This window comes from Streptomyces flaveus (genome assembly GCF_014647675.1).
Lineage (GTDB): Bacteria > Actinomycetota > Actinomycetes > Streptomycetales > Streptomycetaceae > Streptomyces > Streptomyces flaveus.
The window spans coordinates 143,490-155,976 of sequence record NZ_BMPQ01000004.1 but is presented as its reverse complement, the minus strand read 5'-3'; the positions used below and the strand labels follow the sequence as shown (position 1 = coordinate 155,976).

At 70.9% G+C, this 12,487-nt stretch carries 13 protein-coding genes; 12 read left to right on the top strand and 1 reads right to left on the bottom strand.

What is annotated here, in order from left to right; translation table 11 throughout:
* Window positions 1-19 precede the first annotated feature (19 nt).
* The 12 genes from IEZ21_RS10070 (at window position 20) to IEZ21_RS10015 (ending at window position 12,133) form a co-directional block, all read left to right on the top strand.
* Window positions 20-865 (top strand): NAD(P)-dependent oxidoreductase, encoded by an 846-nt coding sequence (locus tag IEZ21_RS10070; RefSeq protein ID WP_189321532.1) that lies wholly within the window; start codon window positions 20-22, stop codon window positions 863-865.
* On the top strand, window positions 862-2,421 hold the full coding sequence (locus IEZ21_RS10065) for an aldehyde dehydrogenase family protein (protein ID WP_246567513.1): 1,560 nt from the start codon (window positions 862-864) through the stop codon (window positions 2,419-2,421). The genes IEZ21_RS10070 and IEZ21_RS10065 overlap by 4 nt, the downstream gene beginning before the upstream one ends.
* 18 nt (window positions 2,422-2,439) lie before the next feature.
* On the top strand, window positions 2,440-3,207 hold the full coding sequence (locus IEZ21_RS10060; RefSeq protein ID WP_189321531.1) for a carboxymuconolactone decarboxylase family protein: 768 nt from the start codon (window positions 2,440-2,442) through the stop codon (window positions 3,205-3,207).
* Window positions 3,208-3,430: 223 nt separating this feature from the next.
* Window positions 3,431-3,580, top strand: coding sequence for a mycofactocin precursor MftA (gene mftA / locus IEZ21_RS10055; protein WP_189321530.1), 150 nt, complete (start codon window positions 3,431-3,433; stop codon window positions 3,578-3,580).
* Window positions 3,580-3,909, top strand: a complete 330-nt coding sequence (gene mftB / locus IEZ21_RS10050; protein ID WP_189321529.1) for a mycofactocin biosynthesis chaperone MftB — start codon at window positions 3,580-3,582, stop codon at window positions 3,907-3,909. Before mftA ends, mftB begins: the two co-directional genes overlap by 1 nt.
* The gene (mftC, locus tag IEZ21_RS10045) at window positions 3,906-5,108 is read left to right on the top strand and encodes a mycofactocin radical SAM maturase (protein ID WP_189321528.1); all 1,203 of its coding nucleotides are present in this window, start codon (window positions 3,906-3,908) and stop codon (window positions 5,106-5,108) included. The genes mftB and mftC overlap by 4 nt, the downstream gene beginning before the upstream one ends.
* 22 nt (window positions 5,109-5,130) lie before the next feature.
* A complete protein-coding gene (mftD, locus tag IEZ21_RS10040; protein ID WP_246567511.1) occupies window positions 5,131-6,342 on the top strand; it encodes a pre-mycofactocin synthase MftD in 1,212 nt (403 codons plus the stop codon).
* A 1-nt stretch (window position 6,343) separates the two neighbouring features.
* Complete coding sequence (gene mftE / locus IEZ21_RS10035; RefSeq protein WP_189321527.1) at window positions 6,344-7,045, top strand: mycofactocin biosynthesis peptidyl-dipeptidase MftE; 702 nt, start codon at window positions 6,344-6,346, stop codon at window positions 7,043-7,045.
* Window positions 7,042-8,571, top strand: a complete 1,530-nt coding sequence (gene mftF, locus IEZ21_RS10030) for a mycofactocin biosynthesis glycosyltransferase MftF (RefSeq protein WP_189321526.1) — start codon at window positions 7,042-7,044, stop codon at window positions 8,569-8,571. The genes mftE and mftF overlap by 4 nt, the downstream gene beginning before the upstream one ends.
* 270 nt (window positions 8,572-8,841) lie before the next feature.
* Entirely contained in the window at window positions 8,842-9,015 is a 174-nt protein-coding gene (locus tag IEZ21_RS10025) for a hypothetical protein (protein WP_189321525.1), read from the top strand.
* Window positions 9,015-11,900, top strand: coding sequence for a glycoside hydrolase family 2 TIM barrel-domain containing protein (locus IEZ21_RS10020; RefSeq protein ID WP_189321524.1), 2,886 nt, complete (start codon window positions 9,015-9,017; stop codon window positions 11,898-11,900). The genes IEZ21_RS10025 and IEZ21_RS10020 overlap by 1 nt, the downstream gene beginning before the upstream one ends.
* Window positions 11,901-11,932: 32 nt before the next feature.
* Window positions 11,933-12,133, top strand: coding sequence for a hypothetical protein (locus IEZ21_RS10015; RefSeq protein ID WP_189321523.1), 201 nt, complete (start codon window positions 11,933-11,935; stop codon window positions 12,131-12,133).
* Between the two features lie 123 nt (window positions 12,134-12,256).
* Here IEZ21_RS10015 and IEZ21_RS10010 read toward each other — a convergent pair whose 3' ends face one another.
* On the bottom strand, window positions 12,257-12,487 hold the full coding sequence (locus tag IEZ21_RS10010; protein ID WP_033321540.1) for a ferredoxin: 231 nt from the start codon (window positions 12,485-12,487) through the stop codon (window positions 12,257-12,259).

Here is a 12,487-nt window from a genome sequence, read left to right as displayed (position 1 = left end):
TTGAGAGAGGGGCATACCCATGACGGACGACACGCCTCGCGCGCGCGTCGGCTTCATCGGTCTGGGCAGTCAGGGCGGGCCGATGGCCCGTCGCATCGTCGAGGAGTCGTATCCCCTGACGCTGTGGGCGCGGCGCCGTGCCTCCACCGAGGGGTTCGCCGACACGGCCGCCGTCGTGGCCGGCTCGCCGGCCGAGTTGGGGGCGGTGAGCGACCTCGTGTGTCTGTGCGTCGTCGCGGACGCCGACGTCGAGGACGTACTGCTGCGACCCGACGGCGTCCTGGCGGGCATGGCACCCGGCGGGGTCGTGGTCATCCACTCCACGATCCGCCCGGACACCTGCCGGCACATCGCCGACGAGGCCGCCAAGCGCGACGTATCCGTCGTGGACGCCCCGGTCAGCGGCGGGGGCGGCGCGGCCGCGGAACGCAGGCTGCTGGTGATGGCCGGTGGAGAGGACGCGGATGTCGAGCGCTGTCGTCCGGTGTTCGAGACCTTCGCGGACCCGGTGATCCACCTCGGCCCTCTGGGCAGCGGCCAACTCACCAAGCTACTCAACAACTTCGTGTTCACCGCCCAGGTCGGGCTGGCCCTCGACACCTTCGCCTTCGCCGAGCGGCTCGGCATGGACCGCGCGGCGATCGCGCAGGTTCTCGGGCACGGCAGTGGCGGCAGCCGGGCGGCGGCGATCCTGTCCGCGTCCGGTTTCGACACCGCCGGGCTGCGCCAGGCCCGGCCCCTGTTGCTCAAGGACGTCGACATCATGCGGGACGTCGCCCGCACCGCCGAGGTCACCGAACCGGCCAGGCTCGCCCAACTGGCCGCGCACACCTTGTCGTTGCTGAACGCTCCACCGACACCGTGACCCGGCGCACCGCCCATCCGTACGAGAACGAGAACAAGGCGGCCGACATGACCACAACCTCCTCTCCTTCCTCCCGTTCCTCCAGTCCGGGCGCGACCGGCGATCTCGGCGTCACCGGTCCTCTCGTCAACGGCACCTGGCTCGACAAGACGTCCATGGGCGCGGTCGACCACATCAATCCCGCGACCGCCCGCACCAACGGCTCCGTCCTCCTGGCCGGGCCGCAGGAGGTCGATGACGCCGTCGCCGCGGCCAAGGCGGCCCACCCGGAGTGGCGGGCCATGTCCCCGGACAAGCGTCGGCGGATCCTCCAGCGTGTCGAGGAGTTGATGCTGGCGCGCGTCCCCGAGCTGGGCCGTCTCACGACCCTGGAACTCGGCGCCCCCATCACCATGGCGTCGGCGCTCGCCCACCTGTGCGCCGGGTGGTTCGGGTACTACGCCGGCTGGGCCGACAAGATCGAAGGCGCGACGATTCCGCCGAGCCCGGTGATGGTCCCGGGCCTCGACTACACCGTCCCGGAGCCGTACGGGGTCGTCGGGATCATCCTGACCTGGAACGGTCCGATCATGTCGGTCGGCATGAAGATCGCGCCCGCGCTCGCGGCCGGGAACTGTGTCGTCGTCAAGTCTCCCGATCTCGCGCCGTTCACGGTGGCGCGCTTCGCGGAGATCGCCCTGGAGGCAGGGCTGCCGCCCGGGGTGCTGCACATCCTGCCCGGCGGGCCCGAGGCCGGCGAACACCTCGTACGCCACCCCGACGTGGACATGATCTCCTTCACCGGCGGGATCCCGACCGCGAAGAAGATCCTCGACTCCGCGCGCCACAGCCTCAAGCCGGTCCTGCTCGAACTCGGCGGCAAGACGGCGAGCGTGGTGTTCCCCGACGCCGATCTCGACGAGGCCGTCGCCTCAACGGTCCGCTCCTGCTTCAATCTCTCCGGCCAGGGCTGCAACCTCACCACGCGCCTGCTGGTCCACCGCGACGTGTACGAGCGCGTCGTGCGGACGGCCGCCGGGGCCGCCACGGCGCTGGGGGTCGGCGACCCCTTCGCCCCGACCACGGCGCTCGGTCCGGTGATCGGGGCCGCGGCCCGCGACCGGATTCTCGGGGTGATCGAGCGGGCGGCCGACAGCAGCAGGCTCGTCGTCGGCGGCCACGCCGTCGACCCGGCGGCGCTGACACCGGAGGTCCGCGACGGGTACTTCGTCGAGCCGACGGTCCTCGCCGATGTCGATCCCGGCAGTGACGTCGCGCGGCACGAGGTGTTCGGCCCGGTCCTGTCGATTCTCCCGTTCGGCACCGAGGAGGAGGCGGTCGCACTGGCCAACTCCACCCCGTACGGCCTGGGCGCCGTCCTGTACACCCGTGACGTGTCGCGGGTGCAGCGTGTCGTTCCCCAACTGCAGGCGGGCACCGTGCACGTCAACGGAGCGTCCGGGCAGCCGCCGGGTGCCCCCTTCGGCGGCTACAAGCAGAGCGGTCACGGCCGCGAGGGCGGAAAGGAAGGGCTGTTCGAGTTCCTCCAGACCAAGAACGTCTTCATCCGCGCGTAAGCACGCCAGGAGGCACTCATGAACGACAGCCAGGCGGACCGGACCGCTACCGAGGTCCTGACGACCGATCAACTCCCTTCAGCGCTGACACCTTTCGGACGGGCATCACGCGACTTCCTGTACGGGCAGGTGTGGTCGCGGCCCGGCCTGAGCAGGCGGGACCGCCGCTGGGTCACCCTCACCTGCGTGGCCGCCGCCGACTCGCCCGACCCGATCGAGGAGCACGTCCACGCGGCACTCGCCGGCGGGGACATCGACCTCGCGGAGATGCTGGAGTTCGTGCTGCACTTCGCGGTCTACTGCGGCTGGCCCAAAGCCTCGCACCTCGAAGGTGCCGTCGGCCGCCAGTGGGACCGCATCCACCGCGAACGCGGCGAAGAGACCCCGCCCTGGCCGGTGCTGGACAACGGCACGCTCGGCCCGGGTGACATGGAGAAGCGGCTGGAGCGTGGCGTGGAGGAGTTCATCGACGTCAATCTCACGCCCGCCCCGCCGGCCAACTCACCGTACCGGCACGCGGGAATCCTGGGCTTCGTGTTCGGGCATGTCTGGCAGCGGCCCGGCCTCACGCGCCGCGAGCGACGGATCATCACGGTCGCCAGCGTCGCGATCGACGACTCGCCGCTCCCGCTGCGCACGCACGTCGGCGCGGCGCTCCACTCCGGTGACCTCACCAAGGAGGAGATGGACGAGATCGTGCTGCAGTTCGCCGCCTACTACGGCTTCGCGAAGGGCGACGCGCTCGCGGACGCGGTCGAGGCGGCGTGGGCGGCCAAGCCCGCCTGACCGACCGTGCGCCGTCCGGAACGGACCGGTCTCATGGACGGACGGGCTGCGCGCCCGGGACCAGGCGCGCGTCCGGGAACCCGTGATGCGGCACCGGCCCCGCCTCCAGAAGCTGTACCTCGCAGTCCGCGACACCGGTCCAGGGTTCCCTTCCTTGCTCTGCGAAAATATCATTCTCTTGAAGAGAGAATATTAGATTCAACCATGTCGTACAGGAGCCCCCATGACAGATACACATGCATCGACAGCGGCCAGCACGGCGGTCGAGACCGAGGCCGAACACGCCGGACCGAGCGCCCCGGACGACCACGAGCCCCTCACGGACTCCCTGATCGAGGACATCTCCATCGACGGCATGTGCGGCGTGTACTGATGCCCACGGACAGGCCCGGCCCCCGGGCCGACCTCGACCGGGCATGGGTCCTGCACCCTCAGGTCTCCCTGCGGCCCGAGCCGTTCGGCGCGCTCCTCTACCACTTCGGCACCCGTCGGCTGACCTTCCTCAAGGACCCTCGCCTGGTCGAGATCGTCCGCCGCCTGCCCGAGGCACCTTCGGCGCGCGCCGCGTGCGCGGACTGCCGCATACCGGATGCCGAACTGCCCCGGTTCGGTGCGGCGTTGGCGTCCCTGGCGGAGTCCGCCATGCTCGTCGAGCGCGCGCAGTCCGGCCGCCACGACCTGAAGGGCTCGGGACTCGCATGACCACCGCCCCCGCCGACGCTCGACAGCCGCGCCTGACCGAGCTGTTCGAGGCCGGCCTCGACGCACCCATCTGCCTCACCTGGGAACTGACCTATGCCTGCAATCTGGCGTGCGCCCACTGCCTGTCCAGTTCGGGGCGGCGTGACCCACGCGAACTGACCACCGCGGAAGCCAAGGCCGTCATCGACGAGCTGGAGGCCATGCAGGTCTTCTACGTCAACATCGGCGGCGGAGAACCGACGGTCCGCCCCGACTTCTGGGAACTGCTCGACTACGCCACCGCGCATCACGTCGGCGTGAAGTTCTCCACCAACGGTGTGCGGATCACGCCGGACACCGCTCGGCGGATCGCGGCCAACGACTACGTCGATGTCCAGGTGTCGCTGGACGGCGCGACGCCCGAGGTCAATGACGCGCTGCGGGGGCCGGGTTCGTACGCGACCGCTCTGCGCGCCCTCACCCACCTCGCCGAAGCCGGCATGCGGGGCGTCAAGCTCTCCGTCGTGTGCACCCGCCACAACATCCCCCAGGTCGACGACTTCAAGGCCCTCGCGGACCGCTTCGGGGCACAGCTGCGACTGACCCGGCTGCGGCCGTCCGGACGCGGCGCCGACGTCTGGGACGAGCTGCGTCCCACGGCCGGCCAGCAGCGGGAGTTGTACGCATGGCTGCTCGACCACGGCGACTCCGTGCTGACCGGGGACTCGTTCTTCCACCTGTCGGCGTACGGACGTTCCCTGCCCGGGCTCAATCTGTGCGGGGCCGGCCGGGTGGTGTGTCTGATCGATCCGGTCGGTGACGTGTACGCGTGTCCGTTCGCGATCCACGACGAGTTCCTCGCCGGGAACGTACGGGATGCGGGCGGTTTCACCGGAGTCTGGCGCGCGTCCCCTCTCTTCCAGCGGTTGCGCGCGCCGCAGACCGGGGGTGCTTGCAGGTCGTGCGGCTTCTACGACAGTTGCAAGGGCGGCTGCATGGCCGCCAAGTTCTTCACGGGTCTGCCGCTCGACGGGCCGGACCCCGAGTGTGTGCGCGGCTTCGGTGAAGAGCTGCTGGCGCGGCGGGCCACCGACGGCACGGACCGGCCGAGGCCGAGCGTGGACCATTCGCGGCCCGTCCTTGTCCCTCTGACCCGTCGGCCGCCCGCGCCACCCGTGTCGGCCTGCGACGAGAGCCCACTGTCCGGATTCCGTCCTTGAAGTACCCGAGGAGGCAACCGAGTTGAGCCCCATCAACTCCCTGCGCAGAAACCCGTGGTTCGAGACGGTCGCCGAGGCCCGCAGGCGGGCGAGGCGGCGGCTGCCGGGCAACGTGTACGGCGCCCTGGTGGCCGGGGCCGAGCATGGCCGGACGGTGGACGACAACACGGCTGCCTTCGGCGAGCTCGGGTTCGCCCCGCGGGTAGCCGGACACCACGGCGCGCGCGAACTGGCCACGACCGTCATGGGAGTCGAGACGTCGATGCCCGTGGTCGTCTCCCCCACCGGGGTCCAGGCGGTCGATCCCGAAGGTGAGGTCGCCGTCGCCCGTGCCGCGGCCAACCGTGGCGTGATCATGGGGCTCAGTTCGTTCGCGAGCAAGCCGGTGGAGGAGGTCTGCGCCGCCAACCCGAACGTGTTCTTCCAGGTCTACTGGAGCGGCGAGCGCGACGTGATGCTGCAGCGGATGGAGCGGGCGCGCCGGGCCGGCGCCAAGGCACTCGTCGCCACCTTGGACTGGTCGTTCTCGCAGGGGCGCGACTGGGGCAGTCCGACGATCCCGGAGCGGATCGACCTGTGGACGGCCCTGCGCATGGCACCCCAGGTCCTGCCCCACCCGGGCTGGTTGTGGCGGTACGCGCGCACCGGACACGTACCGGACCTGACCGTGCCGAACCTGCGGCCACCCGGCGGCCGGGCGCCGACGTTCTTCGGTGCGTACGGCGAATGGATGGGTACGCCACCGCCGACATGGGACGACGTCAAGTGGCTGCGGGAGGAGTGGGGCGAGCCGTTCCTGCTGAAGGGTGTGTGCCGGGTCGACGACGCGCGGCGGGCGGTCGACGCGGGCGTGAGCGCGATATCGGTGTCCAACCATGGCGGTAACAACCTGGACACCACGCCCGCGACCATCCGCCTGCTGCCGGCGATCGCCGAGGCGGTGGGCAGCGAGATCGAGGTCCTGCTCGACGGCGGAGTGCGGCGGGGCGGCGATGTCGCCAAGGCGCTCGCCCTGGGCGCGCGAGCCGTGCTCATCGGCCGCGCCTATCTGTGGGGGCTGGCAGCGAACGGGCAGGCCGGCGTGGAGAACGTCCTCGACATCCTGCGCGGCGGCCTGGACTCCGCGGTCCTGGGCCTCGGCCGCGCCTCGGTCCACGAACTGTGCCCGGACGACCTGCACGTGCCGCCCGGGTTCGCCGTGGCCCTCGGCAGCGGCTCCGGCCCGGGGCGCTGAGGTGGCCGACCGGCTCGCGGACACGTCCTGGCCGGACATCCCGGACGACGCCCTGGTCCTCGTGCCCCTCGGCTCGACCGAACAGCACGGCCCGCACCTTCCCTTGTCCACGGACACCCTGATCGCGCGGGCCGTGGCTCGGCGCGCGGCCGGCCTCCTGCCCGGCAGGGTGCTGGTGGCACCGGCGATCCCGTACGGGGCGAGCGGGGAACACGCGGGCTTCCCGGGCACCGTGTCCATCGGCCATGAGGCCCTGCGGCACGTACTCGTCGAGACGGTCCGTTCCCTCGCGCTGTGGGCCGATCGGGTCGCCTTCGTGAACGGGCACGGCGGCAACGCCGAAACACTGCGGGCGGCCGTCGTCGAGCTGCGCCACCAGGGGCACGACGTGGGCTGGGTCGGGTGCGAGGTCCCTGATGGCGACGCCCACGCCGGTTTCACGGAGACGTCTGTGCTGCTGCACCTCGCGCCGGAACACGTGCTCATGCGGCGCGCGGCCCCCGGGGACCGGCGGCCGCTCGCGGCCCTCATGCCGCGGCTGCGGGCGGCCGGCGTCCGAGCCGTCTCGCCGACCGGTGTCCTCGGCGACCCGACCGGCGCATGTGCTGACCAAGGGCGACGGATATTGCGGGAGTTGGCTGCGGACGCGGCCTCGCGGCTGGCCGCCTGGCGTGCCGACGATCAAGGAGGGCTGTCGCGATGAACCGGCACACGTCCATCCCGGCCGCGCGACCGGCAGGACAGGCCGGTGCGCCGGCCACGAGCTCGCTGACACCTCCTGGACTGCGGGTCGCGCTCGCCCGCTCCACGTCGTTCAGGGCAGGCCATCGTGTGGCAACGGGCGGCGCCCCGTGGGGAGTCGCCCGATTCAAAGAGGCCGCGCTCCCGTACCTCGCGGCCCTGCGCCGAGCCGGACGCACCGGCCTTGCCCCCGACACGACCGTGGGCCGAGCCCTGGCCCGGCAACTCGTCGACCGAGGGCTCGCCCACCCGGTGCCCGCGCCCCGCCCCGGCCCGCACCCGGTGACGGTGGTGGTCCCCGTTTTCGGGCGGCCGACCGAACTGCACCGCTGTCTGGCCTCGTTGCGGGGACTGCCCGTGGTGGTCGTGGACGACGGATCGCCCGACCCCGACCCCGTGCGCGTGACCGCCGAGACGCACGGAGCGCGCCTTGTCCGCCATGAGGTGAATCGCGGCCCGGCCGCAGCCCGCAACACCGGGCTCGCACTGGTCGACACCCCGTTGGTCGCGTTCGTCGACTCGGACTGCCGCCCCGACAACGGCTGGCTGGACGTCCTCGTCCCGTCCTTCGACGACCCGAAGGTGGCGGCGGTCGCTCCGCGGATCGTGCCGGATGTCCCCTCGCCCCCGACGGGTCTGCTCGCGCGCTACGAGGCCGCGCGCTCCGCCCTCGACCTGGGACAGGAGCAGGACCTCGTGCGTCCGGGCGCGCGAGTCGGTTTCGTACCGACGGCCACGCTCGTCGTACGAAGGGACGTACTGCGCGAGGTCGTGTTCGACGAGGACCTGCGGCTCGGCGAGGACGTCGACTTCGTGTGGCGGCTGCACGACCGCGGCCTGCACGTGCGCTACCAGCCGCGGGCGCGCGTCGCCCACACGCCCCGGCTCGCCTGGCGTGACGCGGCACGCCGCAGGCACGAGTACGGCACGTCGGCCGCCGCGCTGGCCGAGCGCCACCCTGGCCGGCTCGCTCCTGCCCGCCCCTCCGTCTGGAACCTGCTGACCCTGGTGTGCGTCGCCCAGGGCCGTCCGCGTGCGGGGGCCGTGAGCGCGTTGGTGTCCGCGGGGCTGTTGCGACGCCGCCTTTCGGGGATGCCGGGTGCTACGGGACTCAGTGTGTCGGTGGTGGCACAGGGTTTGGTGGCCGATGCGGCAACCATGGGGCTCGCGCTGCGCCGTGAGTGGTGGCCGCTGGGGCTGCTGTGTCTCGGTGCCGCGCCCCGCGCGCGCGTCGCCCGTGCGGCCACGGCGGCCATGCTCCTGCCTGTCGCCGCGGAGTGGGTCACGCGCGGGCCGGCCCTGGGCCTCCTCCCCTGGACGGTCCTCCGGTGCCTCGACGACCTGGCGTACGGCACCGGGGTGACCGCCTCGGCCTTGCGCCACCGTTCACTCGCCGTGCTGACCCCTGAGGTGCGCCTGCCCTTCAGGCAACGGTCTACAGGCACCGCGCCGCATGAACGCGTTCCCAGGAGCGGTCAGGACACGTGACGTACGACCGTCGTTGCTGTGCAGCGCACTGACACTTCATCAGGTAACACTCTGATCACGAAGCCGAACGGCAGTCTTCCCGCGCTTACTCCCGCGGCCTACCTTCCGACGAAAACCAACCGCGTGGTAATAGTTGGTTCTGTCACGGCTTCGGCGGACCCGTAGCCGCCGAAGTGCCCCCACTCGCAGCTACGTTCCCGGCTTCACGTATGGCATCGACGCACTGACGAAGGTCTCGGCTCTCCCGGTCCCGGACGAAGGAATACGCCCATGCGCATTCGACACCCGCACTCCCGGCCACGACCGCACTCGCGGGTCCTGACCCTCATCGGCGCCGACCGGGCCGCCAAGAAGGGCATCACCTACCTCGGCGACGGCTCCTCGGCCATGTCCGCCATCCGGCAGTTCGGCGTGACCGAGGCCGTCCGCGGAGAGGCGCAGTGATGGCCAGGCTGCCCATGCACGGACTTCGCCGTACCCCTGAAATCGATCTGACCGGCGAGTGGCAGTTCCGGCTTCTGCCGCACGGCACCTGGAAGACGGTGCAGGTGCCGGACCTGTGGACGATGCGTGAGGACGATGACCGGCCGCACTACACCAACGTGCCGATGCCGTTCCCCGAAGTGCCACCGCGGGTGCCCCAGGACAATCCGGTCGGTGTCTACCGGCGCCTGGTCGATCTCTCGCCGCAACCCGGGCGGCGGACGATCCTGCACGTCGGCGCGGCCGAGGGCCTGCTCCACGTGACCGTCAACGACCGCGACCTGGGCACCAGCACCGACTCCCACCTGGCCGCCGAGTTCGACATCACCGACGCGGTACAGGCGGGGCCGAACACGATCCGGCTCACCGTGCACAAGTGGTCGGCCGCCAGCTATCTGGAGGACCAGGACCACTGGTGGCAGTCCGGGCTGAGCCGTCCGGTCCGTGTGTACACGGTGCCGGACACCCGGCTGGCCGATGTGCGGGTGGTCGCCGACTACGACCCGCAGACCGCGATGGGCGCCCTTGACGTGGACGTTTCCACCGACGGGCTCGATCATCTGCCGGAGTCGGGCTGGACGGTCAGGATCGGAGTACTCGGGCAGACGTACACGGCACCGGTGAACCCTCGACTGGCGGCGGCGACCCCGCCCCGGTCCGCCGACGCTCGCTCGGTACGGCCCGAGCCGATGCTCCCCGCCGATTTCGACTTCTCGGGCCTGGTCGGCCTCAAGGCGTCCGGCGCGCCGTTGAAGGGGCCGATGCGCCAGGCGGCAGAGATGATGGTCAGCCACTCCCACCCGACCGTGCGGCCCGGCACGGCGACCTTCGCGCTCGGCGACCTGGCGGTCCGGCCCTGGTCGGCGGAGATCCCCCGTCTGGAGGGACTCGACGTCGAACTGGTGGCGCCGGACGGCACCGTGGTCGACCGCACCAGCATGGAGATCGGCTTCCGCCGCGTACGGATCGAGGGTCGAGACCTGCTGGTGAACGGCGAGCGCGTGCTCATCCAGGGGGTCAACCGCCATGACGTCGACGCGCGCACCGGCCGGGTGGTCTCCCGGGAACTCATGCTGGCCGAGCTGTCGTTGCTCAAGCGGTTCAATGTCAACGCCATCCGCACCTCGCACTACCCCAACGACCCCTACCTCCTCGAGCTGGCCGACGAACTCGGCTTCTATGTCGTGGACGAGGCCGACATCGAGGCGCACGCGTTCACCACCACCGTCCCGCACGATCCGCGGTACCTGCCGGAATTCCTGGAGCGGGTCTCCCGGATGGTGCTGCGCGACCGCAATCACCCGAGCGTCGTCATCTGGTCGCTGGGTAACGAGACCGGGTACGGGGCCAACCACGACGCCGCCGCGGCATGGGTACGCCGCTTCGATCCGACCCGTCCTGTGCAGTACGAGGGCGCCATCGCCGTCGACTGGCATGGTGGACATGGCGCGAGCGACATCGTCTGCCCGATGTATCCCCACCTCGACGCGCTCCGGGCCTTCGACGGCGACCGGCCGGTGATCCTGTGCGAGTACGCCTATGCGCAGGGCAACTCCGCCGGTGGCCTGGCCGACTACTGGGAGCTGTTCGAGACACTGCCGGGCTTGCAGGGCGGGTTCATCTGGCAGTTCAAGGACCACGCGCTCGATCCGGACGGTGACGGCCGTTACCGTTACGGCGGCGACTTCGAGGATCACCCCAACGACGGTCCCGTCCTGCTGAACGGTCTGGTCTTCCCCGACCTCACCCCCAAGCCGGCCTTTTATGAGGCGCGTGGCCTGTTCAGTCCGGTGAGTGTCGCGTCGGACGACTCGGACGGCCGCCGGCTGACGATCCGCAACCGGCAGTTCTTCGCCGACCTGAGCGGCTACGAACTGGAACTACGGGTGGAAACGGAGGCGGGACCGACCGCCTCCCGAACGGTACCGACACCCGCGGTCGCACCACGGGGCGAGGCCCGTATCCCGATCCCCGACGACCTCGTCAAGCAGCTCGACGACGCGCTGGCGCTGACGGTGACCGTACGCACCCGGCAGGACAGTCGCTGGGCCCCCGCAGGCACGGAGATCGCCGTCCATCAGGTGACTTTCCCGCGCCGGCCGGTGGTACTCCCGCACGGCACAGCCCCGACCGAGGAGATCAGCCACCCGCTGCTGCGGACCCCTCCGCGGCTCTGCCTGTGGCGGGCCCTCACCGACAACGACCGTGCCTTCTCCCTGGACAACCGGTTCGAGCGCTCCGGGTTCTTCGAACTGGTGCCGGTCGAGGGCGGCTACCGGACCGCGTGGGGGGACGAGATCGCGCATCGGCGGACGATCCGTCAGATCGGCGAGGCCGACTGGGTGCTGTCCGAGCGGGTCGTCCTTCCCGAGGGGACGGAGGACGGACTGCGGGTGGGTATGGAGTTCATCCTCGTCGAGGGCTTCGAGCACGCGCGATGGACCGGGCTCGGGCCCTGGGAGAACTATCCGGACCGTCGGGCCTCCGCCCTGCTCGGCACCTGGGAGAGCCCCGTCGACGGGCTGGCCGTGCCGTACATCAGGCCCTCGGAGAACGGGGGGCGTGGCGAGGTCACCCGGCTGGAGGTGAGGGGACCGGCGGGCACGGTGCGCACAGCGCATGCGCCGATGCACATGACGGTCGGCCGTCACACCGTGGCGCGACTCGAAGCAGCCGCCCACTGGTGGGAGCTGCCGCCGAGCCGGGAGACGGTGGTCCACCTGGACGCCGCCCACCGCGGAGTCGGCATGGCCTGCCTGGGCCCCGACACCCGCCCGGAGTTCCGTCTCACGGCCACCGAGTACGCCTGGGAATGGAGGCTCACGCTCTCGACGCCGTCCTACTGAATCGTTTCAACCCATCGCACAGACTGGACACCGTGATCGACGCGGGTCCCTACCTCCGCAGCGGTACGAACACGATCGAAGTGCGCGTCGCCACCACCTTGGCCAACGCCGTCAATCCAGCCGCCGGGCACCGCTACGGTCTCCTGGGCAGCGACGGCGAGGTGACCATCACGCCGTACACGCGCGCCGTCGTCGCGCGATCGACAGCAGGCCGGCGCAGTAACCGGAGGTGATCCGCCGGGAAGGCTTGCCGGTGGCCTCCTGTTCCAGGAACGCTGCCGAACGGCCGCCCGCGCGGGAGCGGGCCGGGACGGCGCGGCACACGAGATCCCACATGCCGTCCCGGCCCCCGCTCATCATTCCGGAGGAAAGACCACTTCTTCTGTGTCCGCATCAACGATCGAAATCGCCTCGATCGGGCAGGACTCAGCGACTTCGAGGACCTCCTCGGAGGCCGGCAGGGTCTCGGAGGTCGCGCGGCCCTGCCCCTGCTCGTCGAGCTTGAACTCCGTTGGGGCCGAGGCCGCACACAAGCCCGTACGGACGCACACGCGCGGGTCGACCGTGACCTTCCAGCGATCCCCCAT